Consider the following 21,636-nt stretch of genomic DNA (forward strand, 5'->3'; position numbering starts at 1 on the left):
CCAAGTCAATGTAGGTTTTCACATAAAACTACAATTTATTATACATATATATACATTGTGTTGGTACCCTCTCATCCTGTAACTTTATATCAACACAGAAATCAAGTTAACAATTGATGAGAAAGAAGGTAACACAATGTCCAAAATCATGCACAGCAAACACTTCAAGTACATTGTTCTCGCTCTCTTGTTTCTCGGCTGGTGCCTAGGCAACCTGGATCGCTTCGTCATCAACTATGCCATTGTGGGAATAACTCAGGACCTGGGTCTGGGCGCTTCCGCACAAGGAATCATCCTCAGCAGCTTTTTCCTCGGGTATGCCATTATGCAAATCCCAGGCGGAGCACTCGCCGACCGTTTCGGCTACCGTAAGGTCATTCTTGTTTCCTTGTTCTCCTGGTCCATATTCACCATTCTGACCGGTTCCGCCTGGTCATTACTCTCTCTTATCTTCGTTCGTTTCCTGTTTGGTATTGGTGAAGGCAGCTTCTTCCCTTCCGGTTCCAAAGCTATCGCCACCAACTTCCCGGTCAATCAGCGAAGTGGAGCCATGTCGATCATGCTGGCGTCCGCTGCAATTATGGGGGTTGTCACTCCTATTCTGACTGGACACGCCCTTGTCACCATCGGCTGGCGTAACCTGTTCTATATCATAGGTGTGGTGGGTATCCTCATCACTGTCCTCATGTTCTTTTTACTCAAAGAACCGGCTAAACCTTCACTCGCTGCCTCTGCCTCGGGACAACAACCCAAAACATCGCTTAAAGACGTCTTGAAAACGCCGCTGATCTGGAATTTGTTTATTAGCTATTTCAGCATTTATGCCGTGAACTGGGGACTTCAATCCTGGATGCCAACCTACATGGTCAATGTCCGGGGACTCGATATGACGCAAATGGGACTGCTTTCAGCCATCCCGGCTGTCGTCAGCATTTTCACCATGCTCCTCAGTGGCTATGTGCTTGACCGCATCCCGGCTGGCAAAGATCGGATTATCGCTTCCGTATTCGGTGTACTTGTGGCCTTCTTCCTGTACCTCATGGGCTCCTCGGGAAGCATTGCTACATTTATTACGTACATGACCATCGTAACGGCCATGGCTGGATTTATTTCCACGCTGATCATTTCCAAATCACTAAAAACCATGCCCGAATCTATAGTCGCAACGGCCAATGGATTCATTAACACAGGTGCACAGCTCGCCGGTTTCCTGACACCGATGCTGATCGGATTTCTGGTAGAGGCTTCAGGGGGATCTTATGCAACGGCATTCATCATGTTGATCGCCTTCGCCCTCATCTGCTCCCTTTCATTATTCTTCTCGCGTCGTTCGAAACAAGACAGTGGTTCTGAAGTGCAGGCGACGGCTGTTTAAAGACGCAGCTTAGTACCCTTTTTCTAGATAAGAATCATGCCATAACAAACAAGACATTTCTTGTTCACCATAAAATACATGTAAAGAGGTGTATCCCATGACAACAACGATTGATCTAACCCAATATATATCCGATGCCATTGAAGGAAAACGCGAGTTGTTTACCCAAGCTAGTGACCGAATCTGGGAATTTGCAGAGACAAGGTTCGATGAATTTCAATCCGCAGAGCTGCTGATCGAATTGCTTGAATCCGAAGGCTTCACGATCGAGAGAGGTGTTGCCGGACTGGAGACCGGATTCATCGCCTCCTATGGTTCGGGGCTGCCTGTTATTGCCTTACTGGGCGAATATGACGCACTGGCTGATCTCAGCCAGGAAGCCGGAATCAGCACCTACCAGCCCGTTCAGCCGCGTGGTAACGGTCATGGCTGCGGACATAACCTGCTCGGCATAGGCGCTGTGGCTGCGGCAGTCGCAGTCAAAGACTATCTTCAGGATAATCCGGATACCCAAGGAACGGTGCGTTTCTATGGATGCCCGGCCGAAGAAAGCGGATATGGTAAAACGTATCTTGCTCGTGAGGGCTACTTCAAAGATGTGGATGCTGCACTCTCCTGGCACCCTCACTCCATGAATGCCGTTATGCATGGAAGCTCCAATGCAGTCATTCACGGCACGTTTACTTTTAAAGGCATCAGTGCTCATGCTGCAGCCGCTCCCCACCTGGGACGAAGTGCTCTCGATGCCGTTGAGCTGATGAACATCGGTTCAAATTATATGCGGGAGCACATGATTGATCAGGCCCGAATTCACTACGCCATAACCAACTCGGGCGGTTTGGCACCCAATGTCGTGCAGGCGGAAGCCGAGGTCACTTATCTCGTTCGAGCACCGAAGAGCGCTCAGGTACGGAGTCTGTTTGAACGTCTGGTGAAAGTCGCAGAAGGGGCTGCCCTGATGACGGAAACCACGATGGATTTTAAATATGAAGGCGCATGCGCCAACCTGATTCCGAACAGCACGCTTGAGAAAGTGATGCATCAGCATCTCGTGGCTTTCGGTGCACCCGAATATGCAGAGGACGAATACGATTATGCCAAAGCCATCTATGAGACGCTGCCGCTCCAAAATCAGCAGGAAGCTGGCGCGTTAGTTGGTCCTGAACTCGCCCCTCTTCTGGCTGAGCGACCACTGCCCAACTTTATTGCTCCTTATTCGGATGAGAAGGAGACCTTCATGGGTGGATCAACCGATGTAGCGGATGTCAGCTGGAATGTGCCAACCGCTCAGTGTATTACCACCACGATGGCCTTTGGCACGCCGCTTCATGCTTGGCAAACCGTTGCCCAGGGCAAGAGCAGTTTTGCTCACAAGGGCATGCTGCTCGCTGCCAAAGCGATGGCAGCTACGGCCATTGAATCCATTTTGCATCCAGAGATCGTCAAGGAAGCACAACAGGAGTTGCTGGACAGACTCGGCGGGGAAGTATACGACTGCCTCGTTCCCGCAGATGTTCAGCCTCCCAAACGGGGAGAATGAGACAGTGAGGTTCAAAGACGTATTTTCCATTATCGGTCCAGCCATGGTTGGACCGTCAAGCTCCCACACTGCAGGAGCAGCACGGATCGGCCGCACGGCTCGCCAACTGTTCGGCGAATGCCCTTCCCATGCAGAAATCATCATGTTTGGCTCTTTTGCCGCAACGTACAAAGGACATGGTACCGACACCGCCATCGTTGGCGGTCTGCTGGATATGGACACGGATGATCCCGGATTACCCGAGGCTTTTGCCCATGCAGACATGGCTGGCATGCAAACCGTTATCCGTCCGGGAACAGGTCTGTACCCGCATCCGAACACGACAGAGATTGTATTAACCAACGCAGCGGGAACTCGGACATTAAACATGATCGGAACGTCAATCGGCGGAGGGAATATCGAAATTGTCCGGATTAACGGCTACAACTTGAAGCTGACGGCTCTCTATCCTACACTCATCATTCGTCATAGCGATGAACCCGGTGTCATTGCTGTCGTCACTCGCCTGCTTGTAGATAATCACATCAATATTGGACACATGTCTGTGGATCGTAAGAACCGGCGGGGTGAAGCCATGATGGTGCTCGAATGTGATGGCCGGATTGACCAGGCCGTGGTGCGGCAGATTGAAGTGATTCCGGAAGTCCAGGAAGTCACACTGCTCCATCTTTAATTTGAATATTGAAATTGATTTCCGCTTAATCGATAAAGGAGCCTACGCCAATGAACTTTCGAACGCTAAAACAACTTGCCGAACTGGCGGAGACCCGCAATCTTTCCCTCGGCCAGCTCATGCTGGAAGAGCAATGTCATGAATCAGGCGATGACACGGGCACCGTGTTCGGTCAGATGCAAGAGTATTATGAGATTATGAAAAGTGCGGTGCACCAAGGTCTTCACACCGATACCACTTCCAAAAGCGGATTAACTGGAGGAGACGCCCGTAAATTGATGGCTTTTCGCGCAGATGGACAATCCATGCTCGGGGACCATGCCAGTCTGTCCATGAGTTACGCACTTGCGGTATCCGAGGTCAATGCCTCGATGGGCCGAATTATTGCTACACCGACGGCGGGTTCCTGCGGCATTATTCCCGGGGTATTTATCAGCAGCCAGGAGCGATTCGGCTGGACCGATGAACAAATGGTCTACGGCCTGTTTGCCTCCGGGGCAATCGGTTATGTCATTGCCAACAATTCGTTCATCTCTGGAGCGGAAGGCGGCTGCCAGGCGGAAGTGGGGTCTGCCATCGGGATGGCAGCCGGAGCGCTGGTGGATATCCGGGGCGGGTCCCCTTCCCAGGCCATCCACGCCGTAGGACTTGCGCTGAAGAATACCCTTGGTCTGATCTGCGATCCGGTAGCGGGGCTTGTCGAGATTCCGTGCATCGTACGGAACGGGTTTGGTGCCATTACTGCTCTCGGAGCCGCCGATATGGCGCTGGCCGGAGTCCGCAGTGTTATCCCTTCCGATGAGGTGATACAGGTCATGCTTGAGGTTGGATCAGCCATGCCTGAATCATTACGCGAAACGGCAGGCGGCGGCCTCGCCCAGACCCCGACAGGGCGCAAGATCACACGGGATTTGCAGCATAAATAAAGATCAGGCATGTCATTTACACTCAGAGAGACGGTCAGAACGCCTCTCAAGGTAAATGCATGCCTGCTTTTTTTGTTTGATGTATATGATGTATCTCAACCAATGAACAGCTCGTACATTCTTCAGATAAGTTCTGTTGAACTAAAGGGAGATACAGCTATAGCTTGTCCACCTGCAGCAGCGTAACCTGTTTTATGGTACATGCAGGACTGATTTGCTCTTCGGATAACACGTTCAGCTTGATCAGGCTTTTCAGCTTATGACTATCTACCTTGGACAGCAGTCTCCAAATGTCCGGATCAGGCAGTGCGGTGTACAGCTTCTGGTCATCATATTCCTTGCGTTGCTGAAGCACCGTTTTCACCGTATAACCGCCAACCCGTGTCTCATATACCCCTTGTTCGGCACAATATGCGACAATCTCATCTCGTAGTACAGATAATTGCTGCTCAATCTCTTTTTGCTGCTGCTTCAGTTGAAAATAGGTTTGCACCTTCTGTTCCATGACCTATCACGCTCCTCTATACCATAGGTATGCAGGAAACGATTGTTTAGGACAGGCTATTCATGACTATTCCCGGGGAAATAATGAATCCATGATTTGTACCGGAGATTACCGTTGGTCGTATTCCAGCCATTAGTACGGGTTTTAACTGACTACTCCCATTCTATCAACTTCTTAGGGTACTCCGTCATGATTGCAATAGACTCTCCTTCAAATACGGATTGTTGCGAACAATTGCACACACCCGCTGCATTACTTTTGGTCCCATGGGTACATCGGCGACGCAGCTTAACAGAATCCAGCGTAGACAAGCCATTGCTTCAAAAACCCCTTCATCCTCCAGCGAGTAACTTGCTGTACGCCTGAATTCAGCACAATATGTCTCTCCATAACTCTCTCCATTGTAGATCGTAATAAGAAAAACAGACCATGCAACATCGTACCTCGGGTCGCCCAGCTGTCCGTTCGTCCAGTCGATAATGGTATAGTCATCCTGCATTTCAAGAATATTACCCAGATTATAATCCCCATGGATTAAGCAATCCTGCCTAAGCTGGACGCATTGAAGAAGGTGCGACAGATGAGTGCTGATGTCTTCGTAAAGCTCTATGGAAGGAAAGAAATAACCAACAAAATCATACCTGGATATGTACGCTCCATCTTGTGCGGCACCTGCTTCATTCAGCGGATAACGATGGACCTCCATTAAATTCCGAGCCAAATGTGCCAGCTTGGAAGATGTTAATTGGGTAACAGGCGCACCATCATAGCTCGTTAACAGCACCTGATTCTGCTCCTCATCCATGCCCCAGCCATAAGGTGTGGAGACACGGATCCCATTATGGAGTAGTTTGGATAGCAGCTTATATTGGTTGCCGACATTCGGTTTGGAATCCTTGTTCCATATCTTCAGAACATACGGCTGATCATCAAATACGATTTTCATCACATCTGCTTCCAGTCCAGGTGACAAAGGAATAACATCATATCCCCCTTTAATCATAAGCCCTAAATGTTCATCCAATTGGATCCAATTCATACGGCTAAGTTCGATGGTCATCACTTCCCCCCCTTCTACACATGGTCTTACCCCGGGAAAAATAAATCACTCTTACCATTTTCCGGCTAATTATTGGTCTACCTAATACGGTCAGTCAGGGATAATCAGGCCTTTACCAATCACATTGGCGGATACCGGTTCCTTGCCCAATTCTCTCGCCCATACCGACAATTGTCCCATATGGTGAATTTCATGAGCGATGACGTGGCGCATCACTTCTCCCCATGAATCTATTACAACTTTGCCATTCGGTAGATGATCAATATGAGCTTTCTTTTCCATGCTCGTGTCCCACGCCAAAACAAATGCCTCTACATCGGGACGCAGCTTGCGATCGAATTGTCGCACAGCTTCAAGGCTCTTGTAGTGTTCAAAATCTTCCGCTCCATCCGGCTTACCTTGCAGAATCTGAAGCCAGCTCCACTCTACATCAATGATATGGAAAAACGTCTTCAAGATGCTCCCTACCCCGCCTGTACGAGTCCTCAGCAATTCTTCAAGCGGTAGATCCTCACACCACGCATACCACTGTTCACGCACCATCCAGTTATAACGAAAAAAAGTTTCCATTTCCATTCCTCCTTTTCCGGTTGTGTTTCTAGAGTGTTTTGATCAATTCCGTATTGGCAAATGTGGTATCCGAATGCTCAAGATCCCCGTATATCCCACTAATCTGATTGAATCCGGATTTAATCCAGAATCGTAATGCTGGCCAGTTTTTGAGCGCTACATTGATTCTGATTTCCCTGTATCCGAGTGAGGAAAGATGGAGACTCAGTGCTTGAATCATTTCCTGTCCATATCCTTGCTTCTGTATTTCATTTTGGATATATAAAAATTCAAGATAAATGGAATCCTCAGATGGGTAACCATGGTACATACTCAGCAGACCGATTTTTTGATTCTCTTCGACTGTACGGATCGATTGAATCCGGTAATTCTCCAGCTTTCCTCCCGGTGGAAGATTGCCTTCTTTAACACATTTCTTCACATAATCCGGTTCATACTCCCGTCCATCCCATTGTTGTAAGTAACGGCTTGTTTCACAAATGGACTGGATCTCGGGGATCTCGTATTCTTCCACATCCGAAATAATGAGTCGTTCTGACTTCCATTCCTCTGGGAGCTGTTTCATATTCATCACTCCAATGTATTGTTAGGCTCATCTCCAAATACCTGGATCGGTCCAGTCCATCGTTCCTCATTCAGGATCATTTCCTTATACATTCCTTCCGTATAGCTATCGATAACACGATTCCAAAATTGATTGGCAGGCTTATTGGCTAGCGTTTGCCGAATCTCCCACGCACCAGGGAATTGATCAAAGATATGGAACGCTGCTCGCTTACCGTATCCTTTCTTTCTATACTTGCGCACAATAAAAAAATCACTAACGATATTTGTCCTGGATGCTTCACTAACATGCACGAACTCTCTCGGAACATCCAGCATTAATAAGGCGAAGCCTGCTATCTCCCCATTCACTTTGATCATTAGGGGTCGCCTGTAGGTGTCCGTCCATTGATGATCAATATACTTGTATAGATATAGACCATGAATATTCAACTCATGTCCATCGAACTCACTTGAATCATATCGATATAGTTGCATCAGGTTATGTAATACATGTTTATCTTCGTAATCTATCGCATTAATTTCTACCATTTCTCTTCTCTACTCTCCCTTCCTGTTAAGCAATTTTCTTGATGATACGTTCCTTCCAACTTGTTATCAAAGAACTCTATCCAAACCTTCTGATCTATTACATAATTCCCATTAATTCAAACTCTTCCTAAACGTAACACGCGAATATCCAGTTTGGAAATAATCCTTCTCCAATTTCGATACCGAGTAACCAATCGATTTATAAAATACTAGTGTATCTTCATTACCAGGATGGCCGAGGGTGTGCAACATAACTTCAGTTACTCCTTTTTCTTGAATCGCTTCACATACATGGTCCAAAAGAGTTTTCCCGATTCCCTTTCTCAGATGCCTGGGCGATACAACGACACCTACGATTTCGTAAGACTTTTCATCATTGTTATACATAAACCCCGCATGTCCTACAATCTGGTTCATCTCAACTGCAACCCAGTATTCTGAATCACTGGAATGATGGATATAGCTCGCCCAACGTTCTGGATAGAGGTCAATGATAAAAGCGGGGAACTGCAGCGCATATTCGGCCATTAATCGCTTAACCAATTCCGGATCCTGCGGTTCCAACCGTCGGTAAGATATCACATGCATCACCCTTTTATAAATATGGAACAATCTCGAAACACTGCTTACACTATCTACGCTTTTTGCGAACGCTGAAGAGGGCCTCAAGCCCCAGATCGACCAGTACAAAGATCATCGCTGCAAATACACCAAACAAAGTTAGAGGGAACGTTTCTTTAAGATTAAAATTATTCTCTCTAGCTCCGATAACCAGATAAAATATGCACATGCCGACGAACCCAGCGCACGCGTAACTCAGTAATTTTACAATTAGGTAGAGTACATGATTAGTAAATCTGATTTTGTTCAGCAAGAAGTCTACTACGATCGACAAAGGTAAGCCTATCAAAAAGATCAACGGAGCTGCATAGACAGGGTACACTGCAATATAAAAACCAAAATCATAGGTTTCACTCATAGATAACAAGCTTGCAGCTAAACTAAACAAGATTACGGTTAAAAGTGAAGTTAACAGCTTTCTACCCAGGTTCATTTCACCACTCCAATATGGGTATCCACAATTAATCCAAGGTACTTATACGTCCGAATCCGCCGGTTTCCAGCCTACTTCCTGAGACCACAGATGGGCTTTCTGCAAGATTTCCCACACTACAGGCCCTTTGCCCTCCACATACTTCGAACGTTGTTCCTTGTATAAACGCATGAGCCTATGCTTTTCCTCCGCATACTTCAGGCAATCCAGTGGATGTTCTCGTAAATAATCCCTGAACAACAATGTCATCTGCTCCGAAAAACTCCCTGCTTGCCTAACGTGTACATGGGTTCGTCTATTCCCTGGTGCTTCGCGGAAATATCTTTTGCTCTGATCCGGATTATCCTCCCTAAACACAAAGCCGACCCTTTCAATATGAAACTGGAAGTCCGGTAAGTTATCGAGATTCAACACCGAAATTTGAATGTCAATAATGGGTTTGGCGTCTAAATCGGTAATAGAAGTTGATCCGACGTGGTCGATGCGTAGAGCTTTTTCTCCTAATGCCTCCCTCAATCTGGATCCCGTCTCTAGAAACAACGACCTCCATGCCGGGTCATGCGTTGCAATTCTCCATTGCTCTTCCATACAGAACCTCAACCTCGTTTCGATATGTATTGGCTATATCATAAATAACAAGTCCTATCGCCTTTTGTTACTCATTATCGTGTGTTTATTGTTCATTCGTGCATTTAATTACCCTTCCCCTTAAACCACTTTCTTAGTTGATTAATATGAGCTTGATGGTAACGATTATGGTCAGCCATATGCCATATTCCCCAGCGTAGTGTGGCTTGTTTTTCAAGGTCATGTCCAAAAGTAACAACACGGTCCAAATCAGCATCTGTTAATTGCTCACATGTCTCTTTCAGATCAGTTATTACTCCCTCATATTGAGAGATAAGCGTGTCCCTTGACACTCCACTCACCATGGGAAGGTTATTGTTTTCATCGATCATCGGGCCGTATTGTTCTATCAATGACTGGGGCAGTGGTACTCCCTTGATCCTGTAAACCCAATTTAGATCAACGTATAGGATATGTTTTATTAACTGAGCTGTACTGTTGAGGTTATGATCGGGTCCCTTGTAGTCTACTTCCTCCTGTGACATTCCTTCTGTAATGGTTTGAAGTCGCTGGCTATTCTCTCTCACTGCTGAATATAACATCCCAACTACAGGTGACATATTGGCTTGGCTTTGCAGGTCATGCAGCATATTATTTTTCCTCCTTGCCTTGTTCATAGCAGCATATTGTAGGTCATACCATGAAATATAACTACGGATTCGGGTAGGTCTCTTGTAAGAACTTAACCGACTGGTTTATCAGAGCTTTCAAAATATCCACATGAATGTCTTCGACTTTATTAATATACACGCATGCTTTTCCCGTCGTATGTTTCCCCAGGTCCTTTAAAAGTGACTCTCGTTCTGTATCGCCAGTTGCAAAGTATAAACTAATTTTGGCCTTACGGGGCGAAAAACCCACCAGTGGGGCATCACCTTCGTGCCCGGAATCATATTTATAATGATACGAACCAAATCCAATAATGCTTGGTCCCCACATTTTGGCTTCATAGCCTGTTGTCTCAGCAAAAATATCCAGCAACGTATAAGCATCCTCACGTTTCTTTGGATGATCCACGCTCTCAATAAACTCAATAACACTATTGTCTGTCTCTTTTGTTTTTTGCTTGTACATCATGATTCACTCCTTTTCAACCTGATTGACAGACTGGATCTGTCCAACTTCTCGCAGATGATTCAGTTCATCCAATGATTTTTGTAACGATTCCATTCTCCTCAACCCTGCGTATTGATTACTAATTATGCCTGCAAAACCAATAACAACGACTATAATGAGATAGAGCAATGGACTCCCTCCAAAATGAATTATCGTAATATAACTGTTAATGAGTGCAGCAGATAATTAATTCGTTAAATCTTTTACTTTCATTGTAAAACTCTCCCAGTCACTACTATATCCTACATTTGTTCCCCAACCCGCCGACCTTAGATCATTTCTTAATTGGATTAGCTTGCTAATTTCATCATTGTCCAATTTGGTATTTGGAAATCCTGTGAATGTGGGGAATTTAGCAAAATATCTATATAATGCCCACAAGTCATTTTCTTGCGATTCCGTAATCATTCCAGCATCTTTGCCTGTAACCATTAGTTGGTTGATACCTTCTGTAATATCCTCAATCTTCTCAAGAACCATATTTTCGTCGTTCCACTTATTATTCATTTGATAATCAATTGTACTCTCCAATTGCACCAAATCGCCCTGAAGACCAAACGATAAACCCGAATGGATTTCCCTCAAGTGATTTTCTCTCCAAAAAACGTACGTGATCAAGATGATATTGAATACGATGGAAACAACAATAATGATATTCTTGGTCTTCATTGATTCCCCTCTCTATTAAAAAACTTCGCCACCTTAAGCGTCACGAAGTTCTCTTTCTGATCATTCTGATTTGGCCCCTGTGATTGATCTCATCCTCGAAAACATGAAACCACATAAAATAAAAATTGGCCGGCTTGTTATACCAAAACTCCTCTTCCTTATTCAACCAGTCGTCACCTACCGTCTGAAATAACTGAAGTGTTCTCATCCTTACTTGGTCCATTTTCGTAAAATAAAAGGTGATATCATTACCTTTGATCTTTTCCTGTCCTTCCTTACCTAATTGAAGGGCCGGGCCCCATTCCAATAATTCCTCTTCGTTCAGCTGCCGATTCTCAAACGTCGCCACCTGATAAGCGTATTCAACCCCCGCAAAGTGCAGCAGCAATGCTCCAATCGAGTTACTTTCCGAATCCAGCAAAAAATCCAGTTGATCGATGGATAGATCTTTGACTTCTTCAATCGTTGTATATCTGGCATAGTTCATCATTGAAATTAGGCGACTAATCTGTGGAGAATAACCCGGTATGTCACTTATCAGATAAATGTTATCCATGTTCATGATTTAATTCCCTCCACCTTAGGTATGTACGACTTGGCTCATGATAAAGTTCACAGCATCCTCAAAATCTCTGCAATATAATTCGGCTCGGTCACGGCCCGTGTCCATTAATCAGGGTTTAAGCTTCCTGTGCAAGATTTTCCAATTAATATCCAAAAAATCCAAGAATGATTTTTACCTTCTTCACCTTTTTATTCATAAATTTAATTCCCTCTTTTGTATCGATGATCATTACCTTTTTTCCGATCCATACTCTAACGTACACTGACCTAAGACGGAAAGGTCTAGTAAATCCCTTGACCTCACTTTCCGTACCGTCTTCGTGTTCGAATTCCGTTCGGATGAACCAATGGTTTCCATATCCGATCTCTCTGAACTTTTTCACAGCATGCTCCTTTTCTCAAGACCTTTTCACTTTAATTTGATTCCGCAGGAATAATCATTTGTTGTACCTCTTGTACCCCAGGAATAAACCCGAGGTTATAATACACGGATTCCGCATCGTTTCCTTCCATGACATACAACCGTAGGATGGGATATTTTCCTTTCAGGATTGTCAAAGCCCTCTGCAGCATGTATGTAGCAATCCCTCTTCCTCTATGCGATGGGATGACACCTATACTGTATACTGCTGCCTCCGTGTCCTGTAAACAAATCCTGCAATTGGCGACAAGCTCTCCCGTACTTCTGTCATACACAAGTGTAGATGCTTCCGTGAGCACCTCATTGGTTAGAGACGGATCTTCATCAGGTATGAACTGTTCAAAGGAAGACTGATTTCTTCTTAACGCCTCAAAACCTCCTACAAAGTTTGCGAAGTCGCAATGAGCTATTTCATTTTCATTTGTAAATCGCTTGGTACCTGTTTCATCTTCAATAATTTGAGGACTCTTGATGATCAGATCGTCGTCCCATGTCACATCGAATTTTTCAGTGGGACGCTGCATCCAGCGGCATCTGAACTCCACTGGCCAAAATCCGGCTTTGGCAAATAAATGAACCTGATCCGGAAGAATTTCAAAAGCTTTAATGGCTTGGGTTCGATCAGACCAGCTGACCAGGATCTTTTTCAGTAGCTTCAGTACCTCAAATGATTGATTGAACGGTGGAATAAAAAATAAATGATATATAGTATTGGGTGCCATCCGTACCCCACCAATTTTCGATTCTCCCTGGTAGATCCAATACGCATTATTTCGGTTAGCACTGAACCGCTCTTCTCGAAAAAAACCAACAAAGCGCATATTGTAATAAACCGAGCAATATATTCCCCACTCTTCCGGGTCAGCCTTACGAATAGAATATTCGCTGGATATATCATACGTTTCCATGTTTTCAGACCATTCAGCTACCTGCATTCGTTATTCCCCCTTGAATATCTTCATAGAGAGCACTTTCTTATTACTATTCACTATGATTAACTTCCTCTTATGTTGTTCAAGAATCTCATGAATCTTGTTCTTATTTTCACGATCAAATTTGTAATTCCATTCAAGCATGTCGATCAAACCCTTGAACGTTTGTTTGTAATTCGCCTTTTCTAATCCAACTCTTTGTTTAATGAATCTCAGTACAATTCTTATTGCTCTAACCATTGGTTCTGGGGCCAAAAATATGATCAAATCTGCCTCTTCAAAACTCCGCATTACCCATTTGTAGTAAATTCCCTCAATAATCCACGCATCCTCACTTATAATATCTTCAAGCAGTCTATCCCGGAGTTCAGGTGGATTCTTTCCGGCAAATTCAACGGAGCTGCTCCACATCACTTTGTCCAATTCGTAATATGGAATATTTAGTCGGTTGGACAGTGCTCTGGCCAAATAGGTTTTTCCACTGCCTGTGGAACCAATAATATGGATTCTCTTGTAAACCATCTTAATTTTTCTCGCCCTTGTCTTTTAAAAGTCTTTATCATTCAACTATTTAACTCATTATAAATTCTTGTATCCTTTTCCCGTCCTCAACTCGATCTGAGAAGTTTCCTTGTGTGTACTCGTGTATAACCTTATTCCAAAAGCGCTGTGCGGGCACATTATTTTCAAGCTGGTGTACTTCCCAGTGCCCCTTATGCATATCAAATAGTTGTTTAGCTACCGCTGTGCCTATGCCTTCTTTCCTGTATTTCTTCATAATAAAAAACTCCGCAATGGAAAAGTATTTTCTCTCTTCTGATTCTATGCATCTCACTAACACAAAACCAATATAGTTATGCTCTTGTTTGATGACATATGGAAATCGATGATCCACTTCGATCCAATAGTCTTCCAAATAGGGATATGGCTTAAATAGACCATCACCTTCCACATCACAATGGATAAATTCAGAGAAGTCATAAATATAGAATTGCATGAGATTTTGTATGATACCCTTATGTTCCTTGGATGCTTGAATTAATTCATAATTCATATCGTGGTTACCACCTCACCTTTACTTAGCTATGTGTAGCGTCTTCTTAAAGGCTTCAATCTGTTTTTTATGATGTTTATCATGCGAGATGAATGCCCTTACATACTTTTTAATACTGAATTTCTTTTTGTCTCCATCCTTATATTCTCGTGTATATTCTTCTTCGTTCAATCCCGTAATGTCATGGATAATGTTCATTCGTTTTTCTATAAATTCTTCAACAATGGTCTTCTTCGATCTGGTCTTTGAGTATTCCATCGCATTTGCATTAAATTCGTCAAAGTTCAGATGCTTTACGGTCAATGGTTCGCCCTGTTTGATTTTATAGATAGCTTCCTCATAAAAATATTGATCCCACAGCATCATATGCGTGATAACGTCCTTCAAAGTCCATTTGCCTTCAGCTATTGGCGTATTCCAAACCTGCTCAGATAGACTCTCCAACTCTCTCACATAAGAAGTAAACGACTTGAATTCCTCAATCATTTCATCCGTAGTTTTAGCCATGATTATATCGCTCCCTATAAGTGATTTTGTTCACCTTACTTTAAGATCGAACTCTGTTCAAAAAACTAATCCATCCTTGCTTTTATTCATTGATTAAGACTGACCTATGCCAGGCCTATTAGTATTAAATCGAAAATGTTAAGCGACGTCTAGGTAATCCGAGCTTGAATTGTACACATTATTGCTCACCCATACCAAGAGTACCCTGAATAGATCTCTCATAGTTTTCCCACATAAAATAAAATGGACCCACGTTTAATGGTTGGTTCTTGTGCTCCAGAATAAAGTCCTTCCAAATAACTACATCCTCTTCCCGATCCACTTTCACAGAGATATAACCACACTCTTCGTCTCCGCACCAAGGGCATACTAAAATGGGATATCTATAATACAGATACTCATGGGGTTCCTTTAACAAAAGGTATTGAATCATTTGTCTTTGATTTCCCTCACTTCCCCATCCCAGAGCTGGTACCAGATCGTGCCTCTTAAGCATCTGATATAAAGACTTTCCATCGATAATGAGATCTGCGAATGTTGTGTTTTTATTCCCATCCTGAGATGGATCTAATTCATCATACCGACTGGAAGGTTGAGTTTCTAAAACATTTATTGTAGTCATTACTAGATTCTCCTTGTTGTTTATCCTGCTGATAACTTATAAATAAAATAACGCTCTTCCATACGTAATAGTTATTACGTTTCCAAAAATCTACAGCCTTTTCTTCAGAAAATACTGAACTATGCCTTCTGGATATTCATCGATGACTCCAAACACTTCATAGCCCATCTTCTGATAGAACTCTGGAGCCTGATAGGAAAACGTGCTGGTGTGAGCAAGTTTGCACCCCATACTTGAGGCTATGCTTTCCGCTTGCAAGAGGAGAGACTTCCCACTCCCGTGATTTCTATATTCCTCGTCGATCCAAAAGTTATCAATATATAATGTCTCACAGTATGTAGCACAGAAGATTCCACCTACAGCCCTGCCTTCCTTATCCCTCAGAAATAGATTGATGCTTTTTCCTGGCTTCTTTAATAAGCCTTTCGTTTCTCTTACATTGTAGTTATATAAACGATCACAAATGGCTTTGTAGTCATCCTCATGCTCTTCATATGCAATCTGCAATTCAACATCTTGCTTTGGGCTATTCATCGCTCTATAACCTCATTTCATTCGATTAGATTTTGTTTGCTCACTTGGTTCGTTCTTCTATAGGTATTTCTTAAATGCTTTGCTTGACTCTCCATCGTACCCTAGTTTTTCATAAAAATGATGTGCCTCGCTTCGGGATGCTCCACTGGTTAGAAACATTTTCACACAATTTTTCTGTATACATATATTTTCGATATGCTTCATTAGTGCTGAACCGTATCCCTTGCTCTGAACATGCTCTGTAACAATGACTCGTTCGACTACTCCAAACGGTCTATCCTCTACTAGAGCATCCAGACAAATATGTAAGTGCGCTGTACCAATGACCTTTTGATCAATTTCACACACGAGCAAGAAACTGTTGGGATTATATTGGATCTCCTCAATCCGTTCTCCCAGCACTTTTGTGTTCAAGTTGTTTGGCAATAATTCTTTGTACAAACGTTCAATAGCCTGCGCATCTCTTGGCTCTGCTTCCCTGATCATCACGCTCACGCTCCTTATTTTCTAAACATAATTAATTCAGCTGATAACTCAATATAATGTCTCCATTGTCTTCAATTTCGCCTGTGTCCAGGAATCCAGAAGCTTTATATAGCGTGTTAGCCACAACGTTATGCGGTACATGAGACACTCTGATCTGTTGGCAATCAGCTCTGCTTTTTAGTTTGTTGATTACTTCTCTTATCGCTTGTTTGGCATAGCCTTTTCCTTGGTATCTCTCATCAATCATAAATCGCAAAATCCAGTAATACCCGTCACTATAGATTTCATTGTCAAATAGAATGAAACCCACCATCTGATCCTCCGCGTAGATTCCGTATGGCTTGGAAGTGGTCTCCTTGATTGCATGAATGAGCGAGTCCGAATTCGTAGCGACCAGGTTCATTTGCTCATTCCGTGGTTTAAGGTTCATGCATTCCAATTCGTTTTCTTTCGTTATCAACCTTAGTGTGACGTTCTCTACTGACATGATGGCCTCCCCTTAATCATTTATCATCGTCTTACCATAATCCATATAAATACTTGCACGGACCTTTCCTACAATTTATCCAACACATATACATCTGGAAAACTAAATCCATCATAACCCAAATCATGGTATATGCGAATAAATTATTCCTCTCTCCTTTGAGGTGTATCTTCTTTTAACTTCACAAAAAAACCACGGTTTCCCGTGGCTTCACATGATTTCTGCATTTCCCTTATACAGTTCCACTCACCATTTGCCCCTTGTACCAAACCGCCTGCCGGGCAGATTTACGGGCAACGGCTTCCGCCGAGCAGCTCGCCTGAACCAGTACAAAGCTCGCCTCATCGCCTACTTTAGGCCAGACTTGTTTCCCTTCCGAATCCAGCGGTGTAACTCCACCCGTGATGAATCCAAGAGATTGGGACAACGAACGTTCATCATTGTATCCATATAATTCGGCGAAGCGCCCTGCTTTCTCCAATTGATCCCCGCTGCCAAAAGGTGACCAATGATCGGTCAGGCTGTCTGTGGCCAGCTTCACGTTGACCCCCACGCGATGCAGCATCGGAAGGGGCATAACCATTTTGCCGATGGGCACCGTTGAAGCCACGCTCATGCCGAGTGAGGCCATGCGCTTCGCCATATCCTCTGCCTCCTGCGGCTCCGCTTGAGCGAACCAAAATGCATGACTCACCGTAACCTTCCCTTGAAGTCCTGCCTCTTCCGTCAGATCAGCGAGTCGCTGCAGCGTTTGCTTGCCCGGCTCGTTGCGATCATGCAGATGGATATCAATCCCCGCCTGATGCTGCACAGCCAGATCTACCATGGCATGCAGCGATTTCTCGATATACTCGTCCACCGTATGCGGATCAAGTCCACCTACGATTGTAGCGCCTTCTTGCATGGCTTGGCCCATTAACTTCACCGAATTGGAGCGAAGCAGCCCATGCTGCGGAAATGCCACAATCTCCGAGGAGAGTTTGCCTGAGAAAGTTTCCAGTGCTTGTCTGGTGGCCTCAAGCCGTTTCAATCCGCTGACGGGCTCAATGTTGCAATGGCTGCGTACATGAGTGGACCCATAGCCCTGAATCAGGTGCAGGATACTCTCCGCTTGACGTTTCGCATCCGGCAGCAGCTTGGGCAGCAGCGCCTTCTCTTCTTCAATCCGTTCGAAAATGCTGGATATGCGCCTTACAGCTTTCCAAGGTCCATCGTAGTATGTTTTATCCAGGTGAATATGTGCTTCTTCGAACGACGGCAGCAGCAGCTGCCCTTTCCCATCATATTGAGGCAGATCCGTCTGAGGTTCCGTTCCCTCATCCTTAATCTCAATAATGATTCCGTTCTCCACCCGGAGACGGACCTTCTTCGTCTGTGTTCCCGTTACCTGGCCCTCTTCCATAACATAACCTTGCTCCATCGTTACGTTAGTCAACCAATATGCCTGATTTAACATGTCATCCCTCTTTCCACGAAGTGTGCCGTGCATGGTATCGATCATCTGTGCTCTATGGTACCATAGGGGTGAACGAGGCAAAAATATGTAAAACGTTGGTGTTCCATACGATGATCGTTTGGATCTGACTGGCGGAAAGGTGTGCCCTCAACATGAACAAATGGCTTCCTATCCTTGTAAGCGCAATCGCAATTACGCTTTTCATGCTGCTGTACTATACGGTAACCGGGACGTCCCTTTCAGAAGTGCATTGGGGTTCGTACACGGTGATTCTCCTACTTGTTCTAGTTATTCCACAGACGCTCGGAACGATAATCAGAGAACGCAAAAACAGGCACAACTAAGTGCCTGCACCCTATCCACCCTCCTAAACCACCGCTCTTCAAAAATGAAACCGCTCATGCCCGCCATTAGTCACGCCTTCAATCCGCTCTAAGTCCAGCAGTCTGCGCTTCAACTCCAAGCCTCCGCGGAATCCGGTCAGTTTACGGTTGGCACCGATAATGCGGTGACATGGTAACAGAAGGGGAATGGGATTCGCCCCGTTCGCCGCCCCAACTGCACGAACCGCCGTAGGTCTGCCGATTGCAGCCGCAATCTCGCCGTATGTGCAAACTTCACCATAAGGGACACGCCCCAGCTCTTTCCACACCTGCTGCTGGAATGCTGTGCCAATCAGATCAAGTGGAATCTCGTCCGTATAACGAATCGGCTCCCCTGCAAAGTAAGCTTGCAGCCAGTCCACCATGCCTGTCCCCTTTATGGCTTGTTCATCTTGTACCAGCCCTGCTCCCGGGGCAATCCGGGTAATCCAGCTGCTCCAGTCCTCCAACGTTTCATTCGGCATGACAATACGGCAGATCCCAAGTTCCGTAGCGATCAACACCCACGGACTGCCGTCCAGCTCCAAGGCAGACCATATGATCTTTTTTCGCATGTGTCCACTCTCCTCCCTATGGAGTATTTCATTTCGTTTCTTTCTATATAAAGAAGGCTCCGCGGCTAAACACGAATAGATCTCTTGGTCTTCCGCTTCATGCCGCGAATCATCTGCTTGGTCTCCGGATCCACGCGATAAGACTCCGTTATTTTCTGCAGAGCTTTATTGTAGGTAAAATCATCGAGCGTATTGTTTTTCAAATATGGCATCGTCACTTCTGGCTGCTTCACATAGGCCATCGATATTGCCCACGCTACCGCCATTTTGACGTAGTACGCTTCATGTTTAATCTGATCCAATGAGACCAGAACCCGATCAATGTATGTCTCATCCAGATAAAAGTTCAACAGCATGACCACGCCAAAACGTATCTCGTACTCCTGATCCGACTTCAGATAAGGCTGTAGGAAATTCCACACGGATTCTGCATGCACCCTCGTATATTTCAATCCGGCGCAGAAGCTGTCACATATCGACCAGTTATCAATCTTGGGAACAAAAGCGGCGACATGCTCCAGCCATTCATCCAGATCCGCCTGGACATGACCAATAACCATGGCCTGCAGCATCACTTCTTCGAAATAGTCATCGTCAGCCGTCTCCAGGTATGCACGCCAGTCCCCTGCAGCGAGCTTTTTCGCCATCTTTCGTATCGCAGGCAATCGAACACCCATCAGATTCGTAATATTGGGAATCAATGCAGCCGAGAATTTTTGGTACTCCGGTTCGGCCAGACTGAGCAGCTGTGTTCTGATCTCTTTTTCCACTCGTGCAAGTCCTCCTCATCAGTTACTTGTACAACCAGTATATCTCCGCAGCGCCTATTTGTAAGCACGTTCCGAATGGTTGAGCAAGATTTCAATAGCGCAGTCCATGCTTCACTCATCCAATTTGCTGTTTACCTCGCTTACATTGCGTTTAAAAATACGGATCCCCGCCTCTAGAAAGGAGTCTTGATATGAACAAGAACGGACCTCAATCGCCTAAGAATAATTCAATCGAAGAAATCACCGCGCTGCTGGTTCAATATGTACAAACCCAAGACCTCCCCGAATTTTATAAAGCGATAAAAGAGCTGCATCCTTACGATCTTACGCTCATCTACAAAAAGTTTCCCGAACAGGAAACGAAGCGGCTGCTGCTTCTGTTCAAGCCAGATGTTCTCGCCGATATGGCCGAATCGCTCAAGCTTCACGAACAGATTAAGCTGTTCGAACAGCTTGGTCCTGAACGTACGCTTGAGGTCATGCAGCAGATGGACAAGAGTGATCTGATCCGGTTCCTGCATGATTTGCCTGCCAAACGCAGGGAACATCTGTTGTCGAACATGCATCTCGACCATTCTGCCATTATCCGCTCCGTGCTGAACTATCCTCCGGAGACGGCAGGCCGGATCATGACCGACCGTTACCGGACTCTTCTGGCGCATGAGACGGCGAAGGAAGCGATAAGGGAATCCCAGGGCACTCCGCCTATACCAGCTACGAGCTATCTGTACGTTACGGATGATGAAGGCAAACTCGTTGGAGTGGTCAGTCACCGATCCCTGCTTCAGGCGGGTGACAAGACCCGGGTAGAGGAGCTGATGACCAAGCGCGTCATTTATGCGACTGTGGACATGGACCAGGAAGAAGCTGCGCAGCTGCTGCAGCGTTATGAATTTATCGCCTTACCCGTCGTTGATGAGAACCACAGACTCTGTGGTGTCATTCAGATGGATGATGTCATTGATATCATCATGCATGAAGCCAGTGAAGACCTTGCCAAGATGGGGGGCGGCGGCAAGGATATTGATTTTGATACCAAACCACTCGTGGCGGTTAAACGCAGGCTCCCCTGGCTTATCCTGTTACTATTCATCGGACTCATCTCAGGCAGCATTGTGGACTTCTTCGAGGATACGCTGAATCAGGTGGTTGCACTCGCATTTTTCATGCCCATGATCGCCGGTATGACCGGGAACACGGGAACACAGTCCCTGGCTGTCGTCGTCCGCGGCCTCATTGGACGCAAGCTCGACAAGTCCACCGTACTGGCGTTGATCGGCCGGGAAATCAAGGTAGGTACCCTGATTGGACTCGTATGCGGAGTCATGATTACAGTTATCGCCTACTTCTGGCAGGGGGACTGGCTGCTCGGCACCATTATTGGCGTGTCCCTCTTTTTCACACTCGTTATCGGTACACTGACAGGTACATGTATCCCCCTATTGCTGAGTCGCTTCAAGGTGGATCCCGCCGTTGCCTCCGGACCCTTGATCACTACGCTGAACGATATATTGTCGCTGTTTATTTACTTCGGGATCGCAACCCGGTTTCTGGATGCACTCATGTAAAACCGGCTGTGCCTGACATACGGAAAACAGACCCACTATGAAGGATAGCGGGTCTGTTTATGCCTTTCCAAATGAATGAACAGTGCAT

30 protein-coding genes are annotated in these 21,636 nt (G+C 45.3%); 6 read left to right on the forward strand and 24 right to left on the reverse strand.

All coding sequences use genetic code 11. The annotated features are described in order from the left end of the window. Positions 1-136: 136 nt before the first annotated feature. From AC3WQ3_RS07075 to sdaAA, 4 genes are all read left to right on the forward strand, one after another. Positions 137-1,375: an MFS transporter gene (locus AC3WQ3_RS07075; RefSeq protein WP_336780359.1), complete on the forward strand. Its 1,239-nt coding sequence runs from the start codon at positions 137-139 to the stop codon at positions 1,373-1,375. A 97-nt stretch (positions 1,376-1,472) separates the two neighbouring features. Then, on the forward strand, positions 1,473-2,915 hold the full coding sequence (locus AC3WQ3_RS07080; protein WP_492471846.1) for a M20 family metallopeptidase: 1,443 nt from the start codon (positions 1,473-1,475) through the stop codon (positions 2,913-2,915). Positions 2,916-2,919: 4 nt separating this feature from the next. Next, complete coding sequence (gene sdaAB, locus AC3WQ3_RS07085; RefSeq protein WP_492471847.1) at positions 2,920-3,588, forward strand: L-serine ammonia-lyase, iron-sulfur-dependent subunit beta; 669 nt, start codon at positions 2,920-2,922, stop codon at positions 3,586-3,588. A gap of 50 nt (positions 3,589-3,638) precedes the next feature. Continuing rightward, positions 3,639-4,514, forward strand: a complete 876-nt coding sequence (sdaAA, locus tag AC3WQ3_RS07090) for an L-serine ammonia-lyase, iron-sulfur-dependent, subunit alpha (RefSeq protein WP_492471848.1) — start codon at positions 3,639-3,641, stop codon at positions 4,512-4,514. A 157-nt stretch (positions 4,515-4,671) separates the two neighbouring features. Here the strand turns inward: sdaAA and AC3WQ3_RS07095 are convergent, their stop codons facing one another. From AC3WQ3_RS07095 to AC3WQ3_RS07200, 22 genes are all read right to left on the reverse strand, one after another. Continuing rightward, positions 4,672-5,019: a hypothetical protein gene (locus tag AC3WQ3_RS07095; RefSeq protein WP_492471849.1), complete on the reverse strand. Its 348-nt coding sequence runs from the start codon at positions 5,017-5,019 to the stop codon at positions 4,672-4,674. 187 nt (positions 5,020-5,206) lie between these two features. Further along, positions 5,207-6,058, reverse strand: a complete 852-nt coding sequence (locus tag AC3WQ3_RS07100) for an aminoglycoside phosphotransferase family protein (protein ID WP_492471850.1) — start codon at positions 6,056-6,058, stop codon at positions 5,207-5,209. Positions 6,059-6,169: 111 nt separating this feature from the next. Further along, positions 6,170-6,649, reverse strand: coding sequence for a DinB family protein (locus tag AC3WQ3_RS07105; protein WP_127538722.1), 480 nt, complete (start codon positions 6,647-6,649; stop codon positions 6,170-6,172). 28 nt (positions 6,650-6,677) lie between these two features. Continuing rightward, positions 6,678-7,214 carry a GNAT family N-acetyltransferase gene (locus AC3WQ3_RS07110; RefSeq protein WP_492471851.1) on the reverse strand — a complete coding sequence of 179 codons (537 nt, stop codon included), beginning with the start codon at positions 7,212-7,214 and terminating at the stop codon, positions 6,678-6,680. 5 nt (positions 7,215-7,219) lie between these two features. Beyond that, the gene (locus AC3WQ3_RS07115; RefSeq protein ID WP_492471852.1) at positions 7,220-7,744 is read right to left on the reverse strand and encodes a GNAT family N-acetyltransferase; all 525 of its coding nucleotides are present in this window, start codon (positions 7,742-7,744) and stop codon (positions 7,220-7,222) included. Positions 7,745-7,855: 111 nt separating this feature from the next. Then, entirely contained in the window at positions 7,856-8,308 is a 453-nt protein-coding gene (locus tag AC3WQ3_RS07120; protein WP_492471853.1) for a GNAT family N-acetyltransferase, read from the reverse strand. 67 nt (positions 8,309-8,375) lie between these two features. Beyond that, positions 8,376-8,798 carry a hypothetical protein gene (locus tag AC3WQ3_RS07125; RefSeq protein WP_492471854.1) on the reverse strand — a complete coding sequence of 141 codons (423 nt, stop codon included), beginning with the start codon at positions 8,796-8,798 and terminating at the stop codon, positions 8,376-8,378. A gap of 42 nt (positions 8,799-8,840) precedes the next feature. Continuing rightward, the gene (locus AC3WQ3_RS07130; protein WP_492471855.1) at positions 8,841-9,386 is read right to left on the reverse strand and encodes a GrpB family protein; all 546 of its coding nucleotides are present in this window, start codon (positions 9,384-9,386) and stop codon (positions 8,841-8,843) included. 104 nt (positions 9,387-9,490) lie between these two features. After that, a complete protein-coding gene (locus tag AC3WQ3_RS07135) occupies positions 9,491-10,015 on the reverse strand; it encodes a DinB family protein (protein ID WP_492471856.1) in 525 nt (174 codons plus the stop codon). 61 nt (positions 10,016-10,076) lie between these two features. Next, a complete protein-coding gene (locus AC3WQ3_RS07140) occupies positions 10,077-10,499 on the reverse strand; it encodes a DUF1801 domain-containing protein (protein WP_336780821.1) in 423 nt (140 codons plus the stop codon). A gap of 228 nt (positions 10,500-10,727) precedes the next feature. Continuing rightward, a complete protein-coding gene (locus AC3WQ3_RS07145; protein WP_492471857.1) occupies positions 10,728-11,210 on the reverse strand; it encodes a hypothetical protein in 483 nt (160 codons plus the stop codon). Between the two features lie 40 nt (positions 11,211-11,250). Next, complete coding sequence (locus tag AC3WQ3_RS07150) at positions 11,251-11,766, reverse strand: DinB family protein (protein WP_492471924.1); 516 nt, start codon at positions 11,764-11,766, stop codon at positions 11,251-11,253. A gap of 151 nt (positions 11,767-11,917) precedes the next feature. After that, positions 11,918-12,157 (reverse strand): DUF3977 family protein, encoded by a 240-nt coding sequence (locus AC3WQ3_RS07155; protein ID WP_492471858.1) that lies wholly within the window; start codon positions 12,155-12,157, stop codon positions 11,918-11,920. A 31-nt stretch (positions 12,158-12,188) separates the two neighbouring features. Beyond that, positions 12,189-13,130 (reverse strand): GNAT family N-acetyltransferase, encoded by a 942-nt coding sequence (locus AC3WQ3_RS07160; protein WP_492471859.1) that lies wholly within the window; start codon positions 13,128-13,130, stop codon positions 12,189-12,191. A gap of 3 nt (positions 13,131-13,133) precedes the next feature. Beyond that, on the reverse strand, positions 13,134-13,649 hold the full coding sequence (locus tag AC3WQ3_RS07165) for a P-loop NTPase family protein (protein WP_492471860.1): 516 nt from the start codon (positions 13,647-13,649) through the stop codon (positions 13,134-13,136). Between the two features lie 49 nt (positions 13,650-13,698). Next, positions 13,699-14,181, reverse strand: coding sequence for a GNAT family N-acetyltransferase (locus AC3WQ3_RS07170; RefSeq protein ID WP_492471861.1), 483 nt, complete (start codon positions 14,179-14,181; stop codon positions 13,699-13,701). 21 nt (positions 14,182-14,202) lie between these two features. Beyond that, positions 14,203-14,688: a DinB family protein gene (locus AC3WQ3_RS07175; protein WP_492471862.1), complete on the reverse strand. Its 486-nt coding sequence runs from the start codon at positions 14,686-14,688 to the stop codon at positions 14,203-14,205. A 178-nt stretch (positions 14,689-14,866) separates the two neighbouring features. Then, complete coding sequence (locus tag AC3WQ3_RS07180) at positions 14,867-15,310, reverse strand: oxidoreductase (protein WP_492471863.1); 444 nt, start codon at positions 15,308-15,310, stop codon at positions 14,867-14,869. Between the two features lie 90 nt (positions 15,311-15,400). Continuing rightward, positions 15,401-15,844 (reverse strand): GNAT family N-acetyltransferase, encoded by a 444-nt coding sequence (locus AC3WQ3_RS07185; RefSeq protein WP_492471864.1) that lies wholly within the window; start codon positions 15,842-15,844, stop codon positions 15,401-15,403. Between the two features lie 57 nt (positions 15,845-15,901). Continuing rightward, positions 15,902-16,330 (reverse strand): GNAT family N-acetyltransferase, encoded by a 429-nt coding sequence (locus tag AC3WQ3_RS07190; RefSeq protein ID WP_492471865.1) that lies wholly within the window; start codon positions 16,328-16,330, stop codon positions 15,902-15,904. Between the two features lie 31 nt (positions 16,331-16,361). Then, complete coding sequence (locus tag AC3WQ3_RS07195; RefSeq protein WP_492471866.1) at positions 16,362-16,817, reverse strand: GNAT family N-acetyltransferase; 456 nt, start codon at positions 16,815-16,817, stop codon at positions 16,362-16,364. 232 nt (positions 16,818-17,049) lie between these two features. Continuing rightward, positions 17,050-18,273 carry an amidohydrolase family protein gene (locus AC3WQ3_RS07200; RefSeq protein ID WP_492471867.1) on the reverse strand — a complete coding sequence of 408 codons (1,224 nt, stop codon included), beginning with the start codon at positions 18,271-18,273 and terminating at the stop codon, positions 17,050-17,052. 152 nt (positions 18,274-18,425) lie between these two features. Here AC3WQ3_RS07200 and AC3WQ3_RS07205 point away from each other — a divergent pair, with 152 nt between their 5' ends. Further along, positions 18,426-18,617: a hypothetical protein gene (locus tag AC3WQ3_RS07205; protein ID WP_492471868.1), complete on the forward strand. Its 192-nt coding sequence runs from the start codon at positions 18,426-18,428 to the stop codon at positions 18,615-18,617. A gap of 38 nt (positions 18,618-18,655) precedes the next feature. Here AC3WQ3_RS07205 and AC3WQ3_RS07210 read toward each other — a convergent pair whose 3' ends face one another. Both AC3WQ3_RS07210 and AC3WQ3_RS07215 read right to left on the reverse strand, forming a co-directional pair. Beyond that, positions 18,656-19,210 (reverse strand): methylated-DNA--[protein]-cysteine S-methyltransferase, encoded by a 555-nt coding sequence (locus AC3WQ3_RS07210; RefSeq protein ID WP_492471869.1) that lies wholly within the window; start codon positions 19,208-19,210, stop codon positions 18,656-18,658. A 65-nt stretch (positions 19,211-19,275) separates the two neighbouring features. Further along, positions 19,276-19,980 carry a DNA alkylation repair protein gene (locus tag AC3WQ3_RS07215; protein ID WP_336780335.1) on the reverse strand — a complete coding sequence of 235 codons (705 nt, stop codon included), beginning with the start codon at positions 19,978-19,980 and terminating at the stop codon, positions 19,276-19,278. A 191-nt stretch (positions 19,981-20,171) separates the two neighbouring features. Here AC3WQ3_RS07215 and mgtE point away from each other — a divergent pair, with 191 nt between their 5' ends. Further along, positions 20,172-21,548, forward strand: a complete 1,377-nt coding sequence (gene mgtE / locus AC3WQ3_RS07220; RefSeq protein ID WP_492471870.1) for a magnesium transporter — start codon at positions 20,172-20,174, stop codon at positions 21,546-21,548. The last annotated feature ends 88 nt before the right edge of the window (positions 21,549-21,636 follow it).

Source organism: Paenibacillus sp. FW104-T2 (assembly GCF_058789975.1).